Origin of the sequence: Bacillus sp. FJAT-52991, from assembly GCF_037201805.1 — a bacterium.
In the GTDB taxonomy this organism is placed as follows: Bacteria; Bacillota; Bacilli; order Bacillales; family Domibacillaceae; genus Bacillus_CE; species Bacillus_CE kandeliae.
This window is the reverse complement of record NZ_CP147404.1, coordinates 3,090,488-3,109,854: the sequence shown is the minus strand read 5'-3', so window position 1 is coordinate 3,109,854 and position 19,367 is coordinate 3,090,488. Positions and strand designations below refer to the sequence as shown.

Annotated in this window: 21 protein-coding genes; 19 read left to right on the top strand and 2 right to left on the bottom strand. The window is 41.8% G+C overall.

All coding sequences use genetic code 11. From position 1 onward, the window contains the following. Positions 1 to 38 precede the first annotated feature (38 nt). The 3 genes from speG (at position 39) to WDJ61_RS16045 (ending at position 2,536) form a co-directional block, all read left to right on the top strand. The gene (gene speG / locus WDJ61_RS16055) at positions 39 to 554 is read left to right on the top strand and encodes a spermidine N1-acetyltransferase (protein ID WP_338751506.1); all 516 of its coding nucleotides are present in this window, start codon (positions 39 to 41) and stop codon (positions 552 to 554) included. Between the two features lie 112 nt (positions 555 to 666). Then, positions 667 to 885, top strand: a complete 219-nt coding sequence (locus tag WDJ61_RS16050; RefSeq protein WP_338751504.1) for a hypothetical protein — start codon at positions 667 to 669, stop codon at positions 883 to 885. Positions 886 to 1,186: 301 nt separating this feature from the next. After that, positions 1,187 to 2,536: a hemolysin family protein gene (locus WDJ61_RS16045; RefSeq protein WP_338751502.1), complete on the top strand. Its 1,350-nt coding sequence runs from the start codon at positions 1,187 to 1,189 to the stop codon at positions 2,534 to 2,536. Between the two features lie 28 nt (positions 2,537 to 2,564). Here the strand turns inward: WDJ61_RS16045 and WDJ61_RS16040 are convergent, their stop codons facing one another. After that, positions 2,565 to 3,395, bottom strand: a complete 831-nt coding sequence (locus WDJ61_RS16040; RefSeq protein WP_338751500.1) for an undecaprenyl-diphosphate phosphatase — start codon at positions 3,393 to 3,395, stop codon at positions 2,565 to 2,567. Positions 3,396 to 3,550: 155 nt separating this feature from the next. On the opposite strand from WDJ61_RS16040, the gene WDJ61_RS16035 reads away from it, so the two are divergent. The 11 genes from WDJ61_RS16035 (at position 3,551) to WDJ61_RS15985 (ending at position 14,406) form a co-directional block, all read left to right on the top strand. Next, positions 3,551 to 4,195: a YfbR-like 5'-deoxynucleotidase gene (locus tag WDJ61_RS16035; RefSeq protein ID WP_338751498.1), complete on the top strand. Its 645-nt coding sequence runs from the start codon at positions 3,551 to 3,553 to the stop codon at positions 4,193 to 4,195. A gap of 72 nt (positions 4,196 to 4,267) precedes the next feature. Beyond that, positions 4,268 to 4,501, top strand: coding sequence for a CsbA family protein (locus WDJ61_RS16030; protein ID WP_338751496.1), 234 nt, complete (start codon positions 4,268 to 4,270; stop codon positions 4,499 to 4,501). A gap of 141 nt (positions 4,502 to 4,642) precedes the next feature. Beyond that, complete coding sequence (locus WDJ61_RS16025) at positions 4,643 to 6,067, top strand: MBL fold metallo-hydrolase (protein ID WP_338751494.1); 1,425 nt, start codon at positions 4,643 to 4,645, stop codon at positions 6,065 to 6,067. Continuing rightward, on the top strand, positions 6,064 to 6,294 hold the full coding sequence (locus WDJ61_RS16020; protein WP_338751492.1) for a glutaredoxin family protein: 231 nt from the start codon (positions 6,064 to 6,066) through the stop codon (positions 6,292 to 6,294). Before WDJ61_RS16025 ends, WDJ61_RS16020 begins: the two co-directional genes overlap by 4 nt. A 51-nt stretch (positions 6,295 to 6,345) precedes the next feature. Beyond that, positions 6,346 to 6,606, top strand: coding sequence for a metal-sensitive transcriptional regulator (locus WDJ61_RS16015; protein ID WP_338751490.1), 261 nt, complete (start codon positions 6,346 to 6,348; stop codon positions 6,604 to 6,606). A gap of 14 nt (positions 6,607 to 6,620) precedes the next feature. After that, the gene (locus WDJ61_RS16010) at positions 6,621 to 6,983 is read left to right on the top strand and encodes a rhodanese-like domain-containing protein (protein ID WP_338751488.1); all 363 of its coding nucleotides are present in this window, start codon (positions 6,621 to 6,623) and stop codon (positions 6,981 to 6,983) included. 34 nt (positions 6,984 to 7,017) lie between these two features. Continuing rightward, positions 7,018 to 7,803 (top strand): sulfite exporter TauE/SafE family protein, encoded by a 786-nt coding sequence (locus WDJ61_RS16005; protein ID WP_338751486.1) that lies wholly within the window; start codon positions 7,018 to 7,020, stop codon positions 7,801 to 7,803. A gap of 211 nt (positions 7,804 to 8,014) precedes the next feature. Further along, positions 8,015 to 9,985, top strand: coding sequence for an excinuclease ABC subunit UvrB (uvrB, locus tag WDJ61_RS16000; RefSeq protein WP_338751484.1), 1,971 nt, complete (start codon positions 8,015 to 8,017; stop codon positions 9,983 to 9,985). A 6-nt stretch (positions 9,986 to 9,991) separates the two neighbouring features. Further along, positions 9,992 to 12,844 (top strand): excinuclease ABC subunit UvrA, encoded by a 2,853-nt coding sequence (gene uvrA / locus WDJ61_RS15995; protein ID WP_338751482.1) that lies wholly within the window; start codon positions 9,992 to 9,994, stop codon positions 12,842 to 12,844. Positions 12,845 to 12,919: 75 nt separating this feature from the next. After that, positions 12,920 to 14,056: a DUF4097 domain-containing protein gene (locus WDJ61_RS15990; RefSeq protein WP_338751480.1), complete on the top strand. Its 1,137-nt coding sequence runs from the start codon at positions 12,920 to 12,922 to the stop codon at positions 14,054 to 14,056. A gap of 2 nt (positions 14,057 to 14,058) precedes the next feature. Beyond that, complete coding sequence (locus WDJ61_RS15985) at positions 14,059 to 14,406, top strand: phage holin family protein (RefSeq protein WP_338751478.1); 348 nt, start codon at positions 14,059 to 14,061, stop codon at positions 14,404 to 14,406. A 190-nt stretch (positions 14,407 to 14,596) separates the two neighbouring features. Here the strand turns inward: WDJ61_RS15985 and WDJ61_RS15980 are convergent, their stop codons facing one another. Further along, positions 14,597 to 15,145 carry an N-acetylmuramoyl-L-alanine amidase gene (locus WDJ61_RS15980; protein ID WP_338751475.1) on the bottom strand — a complete coding sequence of 183 codons (549 nt, stop codon included), beginning with the start codon at positions 15,143 to 15,145 and terminating at the stop codon, positions 14,597 to 14,599. Between the two features lie 341 nt (positions 15,146 to 15,486). Here WDJ61_RS15980 and hprK point away from each other — a divergent pair, with 341 nt between their 5' ends. Genes hprK through WDJ61_RS15955 form a run of 5 tightly spaced genes read left to right on the top strand, consistent with a single transcriptional unit; the run spans position 15,487 to position 19,349 of the window. Continuing rightward, entirely contained in the window at positions 15,487 to 16,422 is a 936-nt protein-coding gene (gene hprK / locus WDJ61_RS15975) for an HPr(Ser) kinase/phosphatase (RefSeq protein ID WP_338751473.1), read from the top strand. A gap of 15 nt (positions 16,423 to 16,437) precedes the next feature. Next, the gene (lgt, locus tag WDJ61_RS15970) at positions 16,438 to 17,247 is read left to right on the top strand and encodes a prolipoprotein diacylglyceryl transferase (RefSeq protein ID WP_338751471.1); all 810 of its coding nucleotides are present in this window, start codon (positions 16,438 to 16,440) and stop codon (positions 17,245 to 17,247) included. Positions 17,248 to 17,266: 19 nt separating this feature from the next. Beyond that, the gene (locus WDJ61_RS15965; RefSeq protein WP_338751469.1) at positions 17,267 to 18,217 is read left to right on the top strand and encodes a nucleoside recognition domain-containing protein; all 951 of its coding nucleotides are present in this window, start codon (positions 17,267 to 17,269) and stop codon (positions 18,215 to 18,217) included. Then, positions 18,214 to 18,870 carry a pyrophosphatase PpaX gene (ppaX, locus tag WDJ61_RS15960; protein WP_338751467.1) on the top strand — a complete coding sequence of 219 codons (657 nt, stop codon included), beginning with the start codon at positions 18,214 to 18,216 and terminating at the stop codon, positions 18,868 to 18,870. The genes WDJ61_RS15965 and ppaX overlap by 4 nt, the downstream gene beginning before the upstream one ends. After that, entirely contained in the window at positions 18,867 to 19,349 is a 483-nt protein-coding gene (locus tag WDJ61_RS15955) for an acyltransferase (protein WP_338751465.1), read from the top strand. The genes ppaX and WDJ61_RS15955 overlap by 4 nt, the downstream gene beginning before the upstream one ends. Positions 19,350 to 19,367: the final 18 nt, after the last annotated feature.

The window sequence follows — 19,367 nt, the reverse complement described above, 5'->3', positions numbered from 1 at the left end:
TATAAATCATGTTATTGGAATTCGGAGGATGAAAGAAAATGAGTACCGACGTCAAGCTACGTCCATTAGAGAGAGAAGATTTGGAGTTTGTTCATAAACTCAATAATAATGCGAAAATTATGTCGTATTGGTTTGAGGAACCATATGAATCATTTGTAGAGCTGCAAGATTTATATGATAAGCATACTCATGACCAAAGTGAACGCCGTTTTATTGTAGAACGAGATGGTGATATGCTAGGACTCGTCGAATTGGTGGAAATTGATTATATTCATCGTCGTTCGGAGTTTCAAATTATTATTCATCCCCAGCATCAAGGGCATGGCTACTCTATTAAGGCGACCGAACTGGCTATGTACTATGCTTTTTCCGTATTAAACATGCATAAGCTCTATTTAATTGTGGATAAGGTGAACGAAAAGGCTATTCATGTGTATGAGAAAGTTGGTTTCCAAATAGAAGGAGAATTGAAAGATGAATTTTTCGTCGATGGGCATTATCATGATGCGATACGCATGTGTATGTTTCAAGATGAATATTTTAAAAGACAATAAAACAAAAAATTCTGTGCAAAAAACAAAGTTGCACAGAATTTTTTTTAATTAAGCGTGAATAAGCTGTTATTAGAGTATTGCATTGGCAAGAATACTTTAAGGAGGTTTTCCTATGTTGTACATGAAAGTGACTCGAAATTTTGACGTGAGAACAGAAAAAGAGACATTTGAGTTTATGAAAGGGAAGCTGTATCCGATTGAGGCGATGGTCGAAGATACGATCACGGTGAAGGTGGAGGACCCTACAGGCTATTGGGGCGGTCGCATCCGCTTATCAATGACGAATGAATCCAACTTTGTGATCGTTGCTCATCCTAAAGCAGAGGTATAATTACCTTATAAATGGAATGCTCCAATATCTAACTTTTAGCCCATTCTTTAGTGCGTTAACATTGACTACATGGGGTGGTTGTTTTAAAGTAGAAGTAACTGAAAAAAAGTGAGGTGAGGGTATTGGGAAGGTAGTAAGCATGATGGCATTTGTACAGCACAATCGAACTGAATTTTGTAAGCAAACAGGCCGGAACAAGCCTCAACGCACAAAAAAGAGGACGGTTGAATAGAAATATTCATTTTAATTATAGCAGGAGGTGTAATTCCTTGCTGACGAGAGGTGTCAGTAAGGATGTTATTTGGACATATTTAATTTAATCATGGTTGCCTTTTTAATCGCATTAACTGGTTTCTTCGTAGCGACTGAGTTTGCGATTGTAAAGGTTCGAAGCACAAGGATTGATCAGCTGGCAGCGGAAGGAAATACAAAAGCGCTAGCTGCTAAAAAGGTGATTTCGAATTTAGATGAGTATTTATCGGCGTGTCAGCTTGGCATTACAGTGACAGCTTTAGGACTGGGTTGGTTAGGTGAACCGACTGTTGTTCACTTATTAAAGCCGTTATTTGAGCGATTAGAGCTATCTGAATCTGTTGTGAGTGCGGTATCATTTGTGATTGCATTTACGACCATCACCTTTTTACATGTCGTAATTGGGGAGCTGGCACCAAAAACTGCAGCTATTCAAAAAGCAGAAGCGGTCGCCTTGATGTTTGCGAAACCAATGATTATGTTTTACCGCGTTATGTATCCGTTTATTAAAACGCTGAACGGGGCTTCTAGACTAGTTGTTAGCATCTTTGGATTAAAGCCTGTAGCTGAACATGAAATGGCCCACTCGGAGGAAGAGTTGCGCATCATTTTATCGGAAAGTTTGAAAAGCGGGGAAATTAATCAGTCCGAATATAAATATGTAAACAATATATTTGAGTTTGATGATCGTCTAGCGAAAGAGGTTATGGTGCCGCGTACGGAAATTATTGCGATCGACAAATCGGAAACCGCACAAGAGTGCATTTCGATGGTGCTAGAAGAGAATTATACTCGTTACCCAGTGATTGATGGAGATAAAGACCATGTGATCGGTATGATCAATATGAAAGAAGTATTGACCGATTTTATTAGAGATGAAAGCAAGAAAGAAGTAAGCATTGAACATTATGTTCGTCCGGTAATCCAAGTCATCGAATCGATTGCCATTCATGATCTGCTCGTCAAAATGCAAAAAGACCGCATTCAAATGGCGATCTTAATTGATGAATATGGTGGTACAGCCGGACTCGTTACCGTAGAAGATATCATCGAAGAAATCGTTGGCGAAATTCGTGACGAATTTGACCAAGACGAAACGCCAATGATTAAACGAATGAATGACCGTCAAGTGGTTCTAGATGGAAAAGTACTCATTAGTGAAGTCAATGATCTTTTCGGACTCGACATTGATGATGAAGACGTCGATACAGTCGGCGGCTGGATTTTAACCGAACAATTTGAAGTCCAAGAAGGTGACACGATCGAACGTGACAACTACTCCTTCAAAGTCATCGAAATGGAAGGATATCACATTAAATTTATTGAAGTCACAAAAAAAGAAATCTTCTCATCCGAAATAGAGGGTGACATTAAAGACGAACCTATAGAAGAAGCCTGATTCGCTTAAGCGAATCAGGCTTTTGTTTTTACAAAAATACAAAATAAATCACAGCGGCTAACACGATACGATAAATGGCAAACGGTGTTAGTTTGATTTTATCAATTAGCACTAGGAAGAAGCGGATTGATATCAAGGCGAAAATAAAGGCGCTGATAAATCCGACGATGAAAAATGGCAATACATCTGGTGTGAAATACTCCCAATTGCTAATAAGTGATAATGCGCTGGCACCTGCCATAATAGGGACGGCCATAATAAAAGTAAAGTCGGCAGCGGCCCGGTGACTTAACCCGAGCAAGACGCCTCCAGAAATGGTGGCACCCGAACGAGAAAATCCTGGCCAAAGCGCTAAACATTGAAACAGCCCGACGAAGAAGGCTTGTTTATAAGTGACTTCATCCACAGTTTCTGCTTGGACATATTTTGGCGCAAATTTGTCAGCGATTAACATCAGCACAGCACCCGCCACCAATGCAATCAGTACGGTGTTGACTGAAAAAAGATGCTCGTCAATATAATCGTCAAATAAAAAACCGAGAATGGTAGCTGGAATTAGACCAACGATGACAACACTTAATTTTAGCTGGGTCGATCCTTGCTGATGAGCTGTCGTTCTCTTTTTTAACCCAAGCAAGTTAAAGAAGCGATCTTTAAACACAATGACAACCGCTAAAATAGAACCGAGCTGAATGACCACTTTGAACGTATTGGCCACTGGTTCGGAAAGCATTTCTTTCGATTTCAATAACATATCATCGACAATAATCATATGTCCTGTTGATGAAACAGGAGCAAATTCCGTTGCTCCTTCGACCATACCTAAAATAAAAGCAACGAAGAATTCCCATAAACTCACTTTTGTTCACCTCATTAAAAAAGATAAAAACACTACTTACTGATTGTATGACTACATTTAGAATATGTCCATTTTTATTAATAATGTCATTCTTTTGCTTGACTTTTGGCTCATTTTCTTCAATTGTTAATGTAAAGACAGGGAGGAGTGATTTGATGGGCGTGCATAATTATTTTAAAAGTTTATCTGATCTTGAGCATTTATTTCGATTACCGGGGAAATTTAAATATCAAACACATACGGTAGCGGCTCATTCCTTTAAAGTTACCAAGATTGCTCAATTTCTAGGGACGATTGAAGAAATGGCAGGGGAATCTGTCAATTGGCGTTCCTTGTATGAAAAAGCATTGAACCATGACTATGCAGAGCTATTCACTGGCGATATTAAAACACCCGTCAAATATGCTTCTCACGAGTTGAATGCGCTCTTTTCACAGGTGGAAGAGCAAATGGCGAAGAAGTTTGTGGAGCAGGAGTTTCCGGAAGAATTGCAAGCCGTTTATATGGAACGGTTCAAAGAAGGCAAGGATGGCACACTTGAAGGTCGAATTTTATCGGTCGCTGATAAAATTGATCTTCTCTATGAATCGTTTGGAGAAATACTGAAGCGCAATCCGGAACCATTATTTCTCGAAATATATCAAGAAGCACTATCGACGATTATGAAATTTCATGAGATGCACTGTGTCCAATATTTTATTGAACATATACTGCCAGATATGCTGTCTGAAGAATTTATTCCTCATAATGAATTAAATTATGTTACGGAAATGATTGTTCAAAAGTACGCGGACAAATAAAACTTAGTCTTTTTTCAGTAAAGCAAATAGGCTAAGATGGTAGAAAAAAGGGTCTTATCCGGGAGTGAAAACATGATTGATAAAATCATTCTAGCCATATTTATGCCTGGCTTGCTTGTCGTTTTTTTTACAAGAGTCACATATAATCAGCTGCTAGGTTTAACATTAACAGTCGCTTTAATTGCCGCTTCTGTTTACAAAGGGTATACACATACATGGACACTCATTATTATCGATGCCGCTTCTTTAACGGTTGGCTTCTGGCTATCCAATCTAATGATGAAAAATATGAAACTGAATAAGTAAGAAAATCAGCTTCCATTCTGTAGGGAGGCTGATTTTTTATTCGTTGAAATTTTTCTCTTGCCTTTTTATAGGGTATGGGGTATTATAAGAGCCAAGATAACATATACCCTATAGGGTAAAATAGAGAGAAGGAGATACAGTATGTTTTTTCGTTCTTACTTTGATGAAAAATTAGCTCAATATTCTTATATGGTCGGATGTCAAAAAACGGGTGAGGCGATTGTTATTGATCCTGCTCGTGATATTACTCCTTATGTAGAAACGGCGAAAAAAGAAGGCTTCCATTTAGCCGCAGCAACAGAAACGCACATTCATGCAGACTTTGTCTCAGGCGCTCGTCAGCTTGCTCATGATCACGGATCAAAATTATATTTATCTGATGAAGGCGACAAGAATTGGAAGTATCAATATTTAAACGGTCTTTCAGCTACACTTGTGAAAGATGGCGATAGGTTTACGATTGGACATATTAAATTTAAAGTCATGCATACGCCAGGTCATACCCCTGAAAGTATTTCCTTTATTGTTACAGATAAAGGCGGCGGTTCAGATGTACCGATGGGAATTTTCACAGGAGACTTCGTATTTGTTGGCGATGTAGGTCGTCCGGACTTACTAGAGAAAGCGGCAGGTGTGAAAGGAACGGCTGATGCTGGAGCATTGCAAACGTTTGACTCGATTCAACGTTTTAAGCAGCTTCCAGACTATTTATTAGTATGGCCAGCACATGGGGCAGGAAGTGCTTGTGGAAAATCGCTGGGAGCTGTACCGCTTTCAACGGTGGGTTATGAAAAAGTAAATAACTGGGCGCTTCAAATTGAAGATAAAGAAGAATTCCATAAAGAATTACTGAAAGACCAGCCAGAGCCGCCCAAATATTTTGCCATGATGAAAAAGGTAAATAAAGTAGGTCCTAAAGTGTTAACAAATGAGGAAATTCCTTATATTGAAACGTATAAGGGGTTGCAAGGATTCCTAAATCAAGATAATACAGTGGTTGTTGATACTCGAAATGGTATAGATTTTGCCAATGGTCATATTGAAGGAACGATAAATATTCCATTCTCGAAAATTTTCACAAACTGGGCGGGGTGGATGCTAGATTACGAACAAGATATTGTGTTGATTGCGGAGAAAGGCCAAGCGAAAGAAATTCAACTAGCACTGGAATCCATCGGTTTGGATCGAATGATCGCTTTTGCTGATCCGAAAGCTGTTAGCGAAGCAGATGAGTTAGAACAATATCAAAACATCAATATTGAAACATTTAAAGCTCAATATCAAAATGAAGATGTGTATGTGATGGATATCCGTCAGCAAGCGGAGTGGAATGCAGGCCATATTTCAGGGGCACACCACCATATGCTTGGCTATTTACAAGATCAACTAGCGGATCTTCCGAAAGATAAGAAAATGCTTGTTCACTGTCAATCAGGTGCTCGCTCACCCATTGGAACAAGCGTGCTACAAGCAGCAGGGTTTAAGAACATTGAAAATGTAGAAGGCGGCTTTTCAGTGTGGAAAGCAGCGGGTGAAGAAGTAGAAAAAGGAGAGAATGAGTCATGAATAAAGTAACCGTATATTCAACAAACACATGTCCTTATTGCACAATGATGAAAAATTTCTTGAACGAGCAAGGCATTTCTTATAAAGAAGTAAATGTGCAACAAGACCGACAAGCAGCGCAACGTCTAGTGGAAACGACAGGTCAAATGGGCGTTCCACAAACGGAAGTCAACGGACAATGGGTGCTAGGCTATGATCCACAAGCAGTCATGTCTCTGTTGAAATAATTTCATGAGCCGGGCCTTTCGCCTGGCTCTTTCTGATAGGAGGTAGCCGCCATGGCATACGATAAAGATGTACGCAACCGCTTAAAGCGGATAGAAGGACAAGTGCGCGGCGTCCTGCGAATGATGGAGGAAGAAAAGGACTGCGCGGATATTGTGATGCAGCTAAGTGCTATTCAAGGAGCGATCAATCGTACGATCGGGGTAGTGGTCAGCCAGAATTTAGAACAATGTGTTCGCTTCAATATGGAAAACGGCGAAAAAACAGATGATATGGTGAAAGAAGCGGTCGAATTGCTAATGAAAAGTCGTTAAAAAGGAGCATAACGATGAGTATAATTTTTTATGTATTACTAGCTATTTTTGTCTTTATTTCAATAAAAAATATGATTCCTGCCAAAGGAATTCGTCACATCTCAATGGATGATTTGCAGCAAGAGTTAAAGGAGGGAAACAAACAATTTGTAGACGTCAGAACATCAGGAGAGTATAAAGGTCATCATGTGAGAGGGTTTCAAAATATTCCCTTGCAACAGCTTGCCTCACGTGTGAACGAACTTGATCGTAACAAAGAAGTGATCGTCATGTGCCAAAGCGGCATGCGCAGTCAAAAAGCCGCTCAATTGTTGAAGAAAAAAGGTTTTACAAGTGTCACCAATGTTCAAGATGGGATCTGTAGCTGGAAGCAATAAGCACATCCTAAATAAGGAAGAGGTGAAATAGAGAATGGATGAGTCAATAGGTTTTATTATCACCATATTTCTCATTGGTTTTATCGGTTCGTTTATTTCTGGAATGGTCGGAATCGGTGGTTCCATTATTAAATATCCAATGCTCTTATATATCCCGCCTATGCTAGGGTTCGCCGCCTTTTCGGCTCATGAAGTGGCCGGCATTAGTGCGGTTCAAGTCTTTTTTGCGACCATCGCTGGAGTTTGGGCGTATCGCAAAAGTGATTATTTAAATAAAACATTAATTATCTACATGGGCGTCGCCATATTAATTGGTAGCTTCATAGGTGGGTTTGGCTCTGAAAATATGGCCGAATCGACAGTTAACGTAATTTATGGAGTTTTAGCGGCTTTAGCCGCAATCATGATGTTTATTCCGAAGAAAAATCTTGATGATCGTCCGCTTGAAGATATTACGTTTAATAAATGGCTAGCTGCAGCGCTTGCTTTTATCGTGGGGGTAGGAGCGGGAATTGTTGGTGCAGCGGGAGCGTTTTTGCTCGTGCCGATTATGCTTGTTGTGTTAAAAATCCCGACAAGAATGACCATTGCGAGCTCCCTAGCCATTACCTTTATTTCATCGATTGGTTCAACGGCAGGAAAGCTAATGACCGGGCAAGTGTTGTTTCTCCCTGCGCTCATTATGGTCGTGGCAAGCATCATCGCCTCACCACTCGGTGCGAAAGCCGGTCAAAAAATGAATACAAAGATTCTTCAATGGCTGCTTGCGGTGTTAATTGCAGCGACGGCTGTGAAGATCTGGATGGATATTTTAGTCTGAAAATAGCGGGAGCAAGCGGCTCCTGCTTTTTTTTGTTTGTGGATATTTTTTAATCGAACAGAACGTACGTACGTTAAATGGTGGCTTTCCTTGTTTTAATTATGATAAAATGGGCAATATGATAAGTAGCGAAATCGATGAAGTTAAAAATGGAAATGATGATCGATCAAAGAGTATGATAGAGGAAAAAGGTCAGCAGGGGGGACAGAGTGTGGCAAATCAATTTAAGATAGTTTCTAAATACAGTCCACAAGGTGATCAGCCCGCAGCGATTGCCGAGCTAGTTGAAGGCATTAAGCAAGGAAAGAAGCAGCAAACCCTGCTTGGAGCAACGGGAACAGGAAAGACATTTACGATTTCTAATGTGATTAAAGAAGTCAATAAACCGACGCTTGTGATCGCTCATAATAAAACATTAGCAGGACAGCTATACAGCGAATTTAAAGAGTTCTTTCCTAATAACGCGGTTGAATATTTCGTTAGCTACTATGATTATTACCAGCCGGAAGCGTATGTGCCGCAAACGGATACGTTTATTGAAAAAGATGCCAGTATTAATGATGAGATTGATAAACTGCGGCATTCAGCGACATCGTCGTTATTTGAGCGCAATGATGTGATCATCATTGCTAGTGTTTCCTGTATTTACGGCTTAGGTTCTCCGGAAGAATATCGCGAGCTTGTGATTTCATTACGAGCTGGCATGGAAATGGAGCGCAATCAGCTTTTACGTCGTCTTGTGGATATCCAGTATGACCGCAATGATATCGATTTTAAGCGTGGAACGTTTCGCGTGCGCGGTGATGTTGTTGAGATCTTCCCGGCCTCACGTGATGAGCATTGCGTGAGAGTTGAGTTTTTTGGCGATGAAATTGATCGTATTCGTGAAGTGGATGCTTTAACGGGTGAAATTCTTGGCGATCGAGAACATGTCGCTATTTTTCCTGCTTCCCACTTCGTTACACGGGAAGAGAAAATGAAGGTTGCCATTGGAAATATTGAAAAAGAGCTAGAGGAACAACTCGCCTTTTTGCGTGCGGACAATAAATTACTAGAGGCGCAACGATTAGAGCAACGGACGCGCTATGATTTAGAAATGATGAGAGAAATGGGTTTTTGTTCGGGTATCGAAAACTATTCCCGTCATTTGGTGTTGCGACCACCTGGTTCCACTCCATTTACGCTGCTCGATTATTTTCCGAAAGATTTCTTAATCGTGATTGATGAGTCGCATGTAACTCTTCCGCAAGTGCGTGGGATGTACAATGGCGACCAAGCTCGCAAGCAAGTGCTTGTTGATCACGGGTTCCGTCTGCCATCTGCAAAGGATAATCGCCCGCTCATGTTTAAGGAGTTTGAGGAGCATGTACATCAAGCGATTTACGTTTCAGCGACACCGGGACCTTATGAAATCGAACATACACCGCATATGACGGAGCAAATTATTCGACCGACTGGCTTACTTGACCCGACAGTGGATGTTCGTCCAATTGAGGGACAAATTGATGATCTTCTCGCTGAAATCCATGAACGGATTGAGAAAAATGAACGCGTATTAGTGACGACATTAACGAAGAAAATGTCTGAAGACTTAACCGATTATTTAAAAGATATCGGTATTAAAGTTCAATATTTGCATTCAGAAGTTAAAACGCTTGAACGAATTGAAGTGATTCGGGATCTTCGCCTCGGGAAATATGACGTTCTTGTCGGCATTAACTTATTGAGAGAAGGACTCGATATTCCAGAGGTGTCGCTCGTTGCGATTTTAGATGCGGATAAGGAAGGCTTCTTGCGCTCAGAGCGTTCACTCATTCAGACGATGGGGCGAGCTGCGCGTAATGCATCCGGCCATGTCATTATGTATGCGGATAAAATAACGGATTCGATGGCCAAGGCGATTGAGGAAACGAAACGCCGTCGGTCAATTCAGGAACAATACAATGAAACGCATAGCATCACACCAATGACCATTCAAAAAGAGATTCGCAATGTGATTCGAGCGACTCATGCGGCTGAAGAGGCAGAAGTGTATGAAACAACGAAGAACATGTCAAAAGCGGAAAGAAATCGCTTAATGCAAAACCTCGAAAGCGAAATGAAGGAAGCGGCTAAAGCTCTTGATTTCGAGAAGGCTGCCGAGCTCCGTGATGCATGGTTAGAGTTGAAATCGGAAGGGTGACTTTTTATGGGAATAGATAAAATTACAATAAAAGGGGCTAGAGCACATAACCTAAAAAATATTGACATCACCATTCCGCGTGATCAATTAGTCGTGCTGACGGGCTTGTCGGGTTCAGGGAAATCATCGCTCGCCTTTGATACCATTTATGCGGAGGGTCAGCGTCGTTATGTCGAATCGCTGTCCGCCTACGCTCGCCAGTTTCTAGGGCAAATGGATAAGCCGGATGTGGACGCGATCGAAGGGTTATCGCCAGCGATTTCAATTGATCAGAAAACGACGAGCCGCAACCCTCGTTCGACGGTTGGAACAGTGACAGAAATCTATGATTACTTACGACTTCTGTTTGCTCGTATCGGCCGTCCTGTTTGTCCAGTTCATGGCATTGAAATTACTTCACAAACGATTGAACAAATGGTTGACCGCATTATGCAATACGAAGAGCGAACGAAGCTGCAAGTGCTATCACCGATCGTTTCTGGTCGCAAAGGGACACATGTGAAGGTGTTTGAAGAGATTAAGCGACAAGGCTATGTTCGCGTGCGTGTAGACGGTGAAATGCGTGAAATAGAAGAAGAGATTGAACTAGAAAAAAATAAAAAGCATTCCATTGAAGTCGTCATTGACCGAATCGTTGTGAAAGAAGGCATAGAGGCTCGATTGGCCGATTCATTAGAAGCCGCTCTTAAACTAGGAGAAGGAAATGTCGTCATTGACGTCATTGGCAAAGAGGAGCTGTTGTTCAGTGAACATCACGCTTGTCCTCATTGCGGGTTTTCGATTGGAGAATTAGAGCCGCGAATGTTCTCGTTTAATAGTCCTTATGGTGCCTGCCCTACTTGTGATGGATTAGGATCGAAGCTTAAAGTGGATATCGATCTTGTCGTTCCGAATTGGGAGTTAAGTTTAAAAGAACATGCGATTGCTCCGTGGGAACCGACAAGCTCTCAATACTATCCTCAGCTCCTTGAAGCGGTTTGTACCCATTATGGAATCAATATGGACATTCCAGTGAAAGATGTACCGAAAGAGCAAATGGATAAAATTTTATACGGGTCTGGCAATGAAAAAGTGTACTTCCGCTATGAAAATGATTTCGGTCAAATTCGTGAGAATCATGTGGTGTTTGAAGGCGTAGTTGGCAATGTCGAGCGCCGTTACCGGGAAACGAGCTCCGATTACATTCGCGAGCAAATGGAGAAATACATGGCACAGCAAAAGTGCCCAACGTGTAAAGGTTACCGCTTGAAAAAAGAAAGCTTGGCCGTCAAAATCAATGATCGCCATATCAGTGAAGTGACGAATGATTCGATTGAAGAAGCTGAGCAGTTTTTTGCCTCGCTTGATTTGACGGAAAAAGAAACGAAGATTGCTCATTTAATTTTACGGGAAATTCGCGAGCGGCTTGGCTTTTTAATTAATGTCGGTCTTGATTATTTAACGCTTAGTCGAGCGGCTGGCACATTGTCCGGTGGAGAGGCACAGCGAATTCGTTTAGCGACACAAATTGGCTCGCGACTAACGGGTGTGCTTTATATTCTTGATGAGCCGTCAATCGGGCTTCATCAAAGGGATAATGACCGCTTAATCCACACGATGCAAGAGATGCGTGATATTGGCAACACGCTGATCGTGGTAGAGCATGATGAAGATACGATGCTTGCGGCTGATTATTTAATTGATGTAGGACCAGGAGCAGGAGTTCATGGTGGAGAAATCGTCTCTGCGGGAACACCTGAACAAGTGATGAATGACCCGGCTTCATTGACAGGTCAATATCTATCTGGGAAAAAGTATATTCCATTGCCAAATGAGCGACGTCAGCCGGACGGTCGCTGGATTGAAGTAACTGGAGCGAAGGAAAATAATTTAAAAAACGTCAAAGCAAAGTTCCCACTTGGCCTTTTTACAGCGGTGACAGGCGTGTCGGGTTCAGGAAAAAGCACGTTGATTAATGAAATTCTCCATAAATCATTGGCACAAAAGCTACATAAAGCGAAAAATAAGCCAGGTCAACATCGGGAAATTAAAGGAATTGAGCATCTTGAAAAAGTCATCGATATTGATCAATCCCCAATTGGTCGGACGCCAAGGTCGAACCCTGCTACTTATACAGGGGTGTTCGATGATATTCGTGATGTGTTTGCGGCAACGAACGAGGCGAAAGTCCGAGGGTATAAAAAAGGTCGTTTTAGCTTTAATGTGAAGGGGGGCCGCTGTGAAGCTTGCCGCGGCGATGGCATTATTAAAATTGAAATGCACTTTTTACCGGATGTGTATGTTCCTTGTGAAGTGTGCCATGGAAAACGTTACAATCGCGAGACACTAGAAGTGAAATATAAGGGGAAAAACATTTCAGATGTGCTAGCGATGACGGTGGAAGATGCCTTGCAGTTTTTTGAAAATATCCCGAAAATTAAACGCAAGCTACAGACGATTGCTGATGTGGGATTAGGATATATTACACTCGGTCAACCGGCGACGACCCTTTCTGGTGGGGAAGCTCAGCGTGTGAAATTAGCTTCTGAATTGCATCGACGCTCGAATGGACGCTCTTTTTATATTTTGGATGAGCCGACGACGGGCTTGCATGTGGATGATATTTCCCGTCTGCTTCATGTGTTGCAGCGTTTAGTAGACAACGGAGACACTGTACTAGTCATTGAACATAACTTAGATGTCATTAAAACAGCAGATTATATTGTCGACCTTGGACCTGAAGGAGGCGATCGTGGAGGAATGATTGTGGCCTTGGGAACCCCAGAAGAAGTAGCTGAAGTGGAAGGATCGTATACAGGTTACTACTTGAACAAAGTATTGGTTCGTGATCGCGAACGAGGAATGAAGGTAAATAGTTAAAACATTGAAACTTTTTTGTGCGGAATGCGTATGTAAAGAAAGGAAGTCAAATTTAACTAATTGGAGGGGCTTGAAATGAACGAAGAGAAACAGCGAATTTTGAAAATGGTGGAAGATGGGATTATCACAGCAAGCGAAGCAGTGGCGTTAATGGAGGCGCTTGAAAAAAATGATCGCCCTAGTGCTCAAAAAGAGAATTTCTTTGATGAACTGTTAAACTTTGGGCAAAAATTAGGCAGCCAAATGCAAGGGGCAGGTAGCCAGCTTCATCAGCCAAAGGATAAACTATTTCAGTTCGTTCAGTCGACCGTTCAAAAGCTAAAGGACTTTGAATTTCCTCTGGGAAAAGCAGTCGAATTCTCTCATGTGTTTCATGAAGAAGGATTTTCACCAAAGCGTTTGAAGGTGGAAATGGCCAATGGGGATTTAACACTTTTACCTTGGGGTGAGCAAGGAGTCAAAGCAGAGTGCCATGTGAAGGTATACGGTGCGGAACAGGAAGAGGAAGCGCGAGAAGAGTTTATCAAAAATAGTGTATTCTATGCTCGTGACAATAAATTATCGTTCTCCGTAGGCTTGAAATTAATGAAGGTAGATACGGTATTGTATGTGCCGAAAGATAAAATCGATGATATTTCCATTAAGCTATTTAATGGGTCGTTAGCTGTAAGCAACGCCCATGTAGAGGAGCTAGATGTGAAAACAGCGAATGGCAAAATTGAAGTGAAAAATTGTCAGGTGGACGATTTTGAAGGGGAAACAGGCAATGGCCAAATATACTTGATGAATTGTGAAGGCAAAAGAGTAGAAGCGAACTCCTTTAATGGAGCCATTCATGTCATTGGTTCAGTCGGTGATATTGATGTGAAAACGGTGAATGGCAATGTATTATGTGATATGAAGACAGGTTCTGCTCATACGATTAAAGCGCATGCGATCACAGGAAATATTGAGGTGTATGTACCAGCCTCTACAGCGATGAAGGGTGAATTACGTACAAATTTTGGCTCGTTCCATTTGCCAGAAGCGGGTATGAAGAAAATGACGGAGAAAGAAGAAATGATTCAAAAGCTCGTTCGTTTTGAAAGCGAGAACGAAGCGGATGAGCAGGTGTTTATTACGGCAGAAACGCGCACAGGCTTGATTACTATTCGAACGATTTCTCCAAAAAATGAGGAACAAGAGCTTCCTAAGTTAGAGCAAGGTGAGTAAAGATGAGATGGCTTGTTGGCATTTTCATTAATGCCCTTTTATTCATTGCGCTTTCGGGCTATTTTACAGGCTTAGAAGTGGATAGTATTGGCTCAGCCATCATTGCTAGTTTTGTACTATCTATTTTAAACATACTCGTTCGGCCGATTTTAATTATTTTGACGTTACCTATTACGTTTGTAACACTCGGACTATTTCTGTTTGTCATTAATGCCTTAACGTTAATGCTGACAGACAATATCATGGGAAATCATTTTGAGATAGCCAGCTTTAGCATGGCGTTTTTTATCGCTGTCTTAATGGCACTAGTGAATCTCATTTTACAGTTCACTATTTTTAAAAAAGAATAGTTTAAAAGAGGCGTCTATAAGCCAGTTGTTCGGCTTATAGACGCCTTTTTTTGCTATTGGATGGGGGATTAGTCGGGAGAACACCGTTTTTAGTCGGAAATATGAGGAAATCAATCGCGAATCACTCCGAATCGGGCGGGAATCTTCAACAATCGGTCGCCAAGCACGCTCAATTAGTCGCCCCCTTTGTTTATTTTAACTGATAATAAGAAGCAACTGCCTCAGCTATGGCTTCGGCACATTGCTGTTGGTAATGGCTTGTCCGCAGTAATTGTGCTTCCTCAGGATGAGTCATAAAACCCAATTCGATTAATACAGCTGTCATTTTTGTTTTTCGTAAGACGTAGAAATTAGCTGTTTTCACACCGCGATTTTTTCGACCTGTTCTTTTGATGACGAGTTCTTGAATGAGCGTGGCCAACTCCGCTGCTTCTTGTGGCCGAGACGGATAAATATAGGTTTCAATCCCGTTCACCTCATTCCATGTTTCTCCATAGGCATTGGCATGAATGGAGAGGAAGAGATCCGCATTCCAGCTGTTGGCGAGAGCCGTTCTTTTCGCAAGTGGGACATCCTGTTCGTCAGAATGCGAAAATTGAATGTTTACATGATGAAATAAGCATAGCTCCTTTTGTAACAGCAAAGCGATTTCTCGATTAAACTCATACTCTCTCATGCCATTTGGGCTTCGTTTTCCAAGCGTATGTAAACCATGTCCTGCATCAATGATTATTTTCATGTTCATCCCTCCTCACTCTTATAATAGAAAAATAATTGAAAAAGAGACACCTATATAAGAAATCAGTTCCTTCCTTTATCCCGCATTAACGGGCTGTAAGACCCCGATCTCAACATGGCAGAACGAACGCCCTCCGCTTTTTAAAGTAAACGCCCGATCCGTTCGGGCCTGCATGATGTAGGTTACAAAGGTGTTGCAACAGGACGTTGCGACGTTAGCTTTTGTTCTTCTTTTATCAGTGGGGGATGAAGAAAACCTCCACTGATTGAAGTTTCACTTTATTAGATTAGCTCAAAAAATGTTACAATATGATCAGACTGCCAGTTAAGGAGGAAGCGATTTTGGCTAAAGTTCGTACAAAGGATTTGTTGGAGAAGTTTAACTTTGAACTTGTGAGTGGAGAAGATGGGATTCATCGTCCGATCGTCACGAGTGATCTTTCGCGGCCAGGTCTTGAGCTTGCTGGTTTTTTTGATTATTACCCAGCTGAGCGCGTGCAATTACTTGGAATGACGGAGATGACGTTTTTTAGTAAACTTCATCCAGAAGAAAAAGAATCACGGATGGAAAGACTTTGTCATGACACAACACCAGCGATTATTCTTTCGCGAGGACAAGATGTGCCGGAACAATTGATTGAAGCATCAGAACGAAACGCTGTCCCTGTTATGCGTTCTAATATGACAACGACACGGCTTTCTAGTCGGTTGACCAATTATTTAGAAGGTATGCTTGCCCCAACCACTGCTGTGCATGGGGTGCTTGTTGATATTTATGGTGTTGGTGTATTGATTACGGGGCAAAGTGGAGTCGGAAAAAGTGAAACGGCTTTGGAGCTTGTGAAGCGCGGGCATCGACTAGTTGCCGATGATTGTGTAGAGATTCGCCAAGAGGATGAAGATGTGCTTGTTGGTAGTGCGCCGGAGCTTATTGAGCATTTGCTTGAAATTCGCGGGTTAGGTATTATTAATGTCATGACTTTATTCGGTACAGGGGCGATTCGCGGACATAAACGCATTACGTTGAATATTCATTTAGAAAACTGGGATCCGAAAAAGCAGTACGATCGCTTAGGAATTGAAGAAGATAAATTAAAAATTATTGATACGGATATTACGAAGATCACATTGCCTGTTCGTCCAGGGAGAAACCTTGCTGTTATTGTCGAGGTAGCCGCGATGAATTTCCGTTTGAAGCGCCTTGGCATTAACACGGCGAAGGAGTTTACGAACAAGTTAGCTAATGTGATCAGTGAGAAGGATCCGGATTTATTATAGAAAGGGGAAGGAAATATGGAAGGTTACCCGTTAGACCGTGTGGCGTTAGAGATCGGTCCATTTCAAGTGTATTGGTACGGTCTGATTATCGGTTTTGGAATTGTGCTTGGATTTTATTTAGCCACAAGAGAAAGCCAACGTCTAGGGTTAGACAAAGACACATTTGCTGATTTACTCATTTGGGCAATTCCGATTTCGATTCTTTGTGCCCGTATTTATTACGTAGTATTTCAATGGGAGTATTATTCGCAACACCCTGAGGATATTATTAAAATCTGGGAAGGTGGCATTGCGATCCATGGTGCCTTAATCGGGGCCGTGGCTACGACTGTTGTTTTTGCGAGGGCAAGAAATATTTCCTTTTGGAAGCTTGCTGATATTGCCGCACCGAGTATTATCTTGGGTCAGGCGATTGGACGTTGGGGTAATTTTATAAACCAGGAAGCTCATGGGGGAGAAGTCACACGTTCTTTTTTAGAGGGCTTACATTTGCCAGATTGGATCATTAATCAAATGTACATTGAAGGCGCTTATTATCATCCTACTTTTTTATATGAATCACTCTGGGATTTACTTGGATTTGCGCTATTGATGGCGTTACGAAAAGTTAATTTACGCCGCGGCGAGCTGTTTTTAACGTATGGTATTTGGTATTCCATCGGTCGCTTTTTCATTGAAGGGCTGCGGACGGATAGCTTGATGCTTGGGCCGTTAAGAATGGCGCAAGTGATTTCGATTGGGTTAGTGGTAGCGGCAATTGTGATTTTGATCGTTCGCCGCAAAATGAATGCGAAGCAAGTAAGATACAATAGTATGGAAAATTGAACGTAGGGGAGAGTAAGGGATGATTTCAACAATCAAAAGGGGTTTGTTTGTTGGGGGAAAAACCACTTGGACATTAGGAAAAGTGATTTTTCCGATTACGTTGATCGTCACGATTTTGCAGTTTACGCCGGTGCTGCCGTGGTTGATGGAGTTGATTAGTCCAATTATGGGGATATTTGGATTATCAGGAGAAGCCTCCATTCCGCTTGTACTAGGAAATTTTTTGAATTTATATGCGGGAATCGGAGCGATGCTGTCTCTCGATTTAACGGTGAAAGAAGTGTTTATTTTAGCCGTGATGCTATCTTTTTCCCATAATTTGTTGATCGAATCGAGCGTAGCAACGAAGGTTGGCGTGAAGATGTCGGTGATGTTAGCCGTCCGCCTTGGACTAGCGGTCCTATCAGGTATCGTGATCAATCTCGTTTGGAAAGGCGGAGGGGAGCTCGCACAATATGGGATGGCTCCACCGCAGCAAGCTGAACCGAATGGCTGGGGAGAAATTTTTATGCTCGGCATCGAAAAAGCTGGATACGGGGTGTTCCAATTGGCGCTAATTGTTATCCCGTTGATGGTCATGATACAAATTTTAAAAGATTTAAAATGGCTTGATGTTTTTTCACGGTGGATGGCACCAGTGACGAGAATGCTAGGGATGAAAGAAAATACATCAACGACATTAGCAGCGGGTCTTTTATTTGGTCTGGCGTATGGATCAGCGGTGATGATTCAAGCAGTGAAAGACGATGGTGTGAGTCGCAAAGACGTGACGATCGCCTTTATCTTTTTAGTTGCCTGTCATGCCGTTGTTGAGGATACCTTGATCTTCATACCGCTCGGTCTCACTGGCTGGACATTGCTCGCCTTATTTTTAATACGAGTGATTGTCGCTATCATCTTGACCCTCATTGTCTCAACCTTATGGAAACGCGCTGAAATTTCCGAAAGAAAGGAAGCAACTTTATCATGAAAAACATTACAACGTTGCTGTTTGACTTAGATGGCACATTAATTAACACAAATGAATTAATTATTGCTTCATTTTTGCATACACTTGATTATTATTTCCCGAACCAATATCAACGAGAAGATGTGTATCCTTTTATGGGACCGACACTTGTTGAAACATTTAGCAGCATCGATCCAGATCGAGTCGATGAAATGGTCGAGCGTTATCGTACATATAATCTTGCTAAGCATGATGAGCTAGTGACAGAGTTTGATGGTGTGTATGACACGATCCGCACGCTGAAGGAAAACGGCTATAAGCTCGCGATCGTTTCCACGAAAATGCGCAATACGGTTATTAAAGGCTTAAAGCTGATGAATTTGTATGATTTCTTCGAAGTGATTGTCGCACTTGATGATGTGACGGAACCGAAGCCTCATCCGGAGCCGTTGCAAAAAGCATTGGCTGCACTGGGTTCAACACCGGAAGAAGCGATGATGATCGGCGATAACTATCACGACATTGAAGGTGGGAAAAACGCAGGTACACTGACAGCTGGTGTTTCTTGGTCCGTTAAGGGGAAAGAGTTTTTACAAACTTTCGATCCGGATTATATGTTGGATACAATGTCTGAACTGCTCGATATTTTACAAGTGAGCACGGTAAATAAATGAGACGGACAGAACGGTACAAAGTAGAGGGTGGAAACTCGCTTTGGAATATTTATAAAACCGTTTCGTTTTGGAAAGTTTTTAAAAATACCGTCATCATTGAGGTCGGTCGTTTCATGCCATTTATGAAGTTGAAAAATGGGCTTTATCGCACCTTCCTCGGAATGAACATTGGAGAAAAAACGGCACTGGCCTATAAAGTTGTGCCCGATATTATGTTCCCGGAATACATCACAATCGGTCGCAACTCCATTGTCGGTTACAATACGGTGATCCTTGCCCACGAATATTTAATCGATGAATATCGGCTCGGAAAAGTGATTATAGGTGACAATGTGATGATTGGCGCTAATTGTACGATCTTACCTGGAGTCACGATTGGTGACGGAGCAATCGTCTCCGCTGCTACCCTCGTTCATCGAGACGTACCTTCTGGTGCCTTTGCTGGGGGAAACCCGATGCAAATTAAAGATAGAAAATAACCTCTTCACATACAGAAG

Bases quoted from the DNA above. Each gene is read 5' to 3' on its own strand.
- WDJ61_RS16010 (WP_338751488.1), top strand. From the start codon at position 6,621: ATGAGTATAATTTTTTATGTATTACTAGCTATTTTTGTCTTTATTTCA.
- ppaX (WP_338751467.1), top strand. From the start codon at position 18,214: ATGAAAAACATTACAACGTTGCTGTTTGACTTAGATGGCACATTAATT.
- WDJ61_RS16050 (WP_338751504.1), top strand. From the start codon at position 667: ATGTTGTACATGAAAGTGACTCGAAATTTTGACGTGAGAACAGAAAAA.
- speG (WP_338751506.1), top strand. From the start codon at position 39: ATGAGTACCGACGTCAAGCTACGTCCATTAGAGAGAGAAGATTTGGAG.
- lgt (WP_338751471.1), top strand. From the start codon at position 16,438: ATGGAAGGTTACCCGTTAGACCGTGTGGCGTTAGAGATCGGTCCATTT.
- WDJ61_RS16025 (WP_338751494.1), top strand. From the start codon at position 4,643: ATGTTTTTTCGTTCTTACTTTGATGAAAAATTAGCTCAATATTCTTAT.
- uvrA (WP_338751482.1), top strand. From the start codon at position 9,992: ATGGGAATAGATAAAATTACAATAAAAGGGGCTAGAGCACATAACCTA.
- WDJ61_RS16030 (WP_338751496.1), top strand. From the start codon at position 4,268: ATGATTGATAAAATCATTCTAGCCATATTTATGCCTGGCTTGCTTGTC.
- WDJ61_RS16015 (WP_338751490.1), top strand. From the start codon at position 6,346: ATGGCATACGATAAAGATGTACGCAACCGCTTAAAGCGGATAGAAGGA.
- WDJ61_RS15985 (WP_338751478.1), top strand. From the start codon at position 14,059: ATGAGATGGCTTGTTGGCATTTTCATTAATGCCCTTTTATTCATTGCG.
- WDJ61_RS16035 (WP_338751498.1), top strand. From the start codon at position 3,551: ATGGGCGTGCATAATTATTTTAAAAGTTTATCTGATCTTGAGCATTTA.
- WDJ61_RS16020 (WP_338751492.1), top strand. From the start codon at position 6,064: ATGAATAAAGTAACCGTATATTCAACAAACACATGTCCTTATTGCACA.
- WDJ61_RS15990 (WP_338751480.1), top strand. From the start codon at position 12,920: ATGAACGAAGAGAAACAGCGAATTTTGAAAATGGTGGAAGATGGGATT.
- WDJ61_RS15965 (WP_338751469.1), top strand. From the start codon at position 17,267: ATGATTTCAACAATCAAAAGGGGTTTGTTTGTTGGGGGAAAAACCACT.
- WDJ61_RS16005 (WP_338751486.1), top strand. From the start codon at position 7,018: ATGGATGAGTCAATAGGTTTTATTATCACCATATTTCTCATTGGTTTT.
- WDJ61_RS15955 (WP_338751465.1), top strand. From the start codon at position 18,867: ATGAGACGGACAGAACGGTACAAAGTAGAGGGTGGAAACTCGCTTTGG.
- WDJ61_RS15980 (WP_338751475.1), bottom strand. From the start codon at position 15,145: ATGAAAATAATCATTGATGCAGGACATGGTTTACATACGCTTGGAAAA.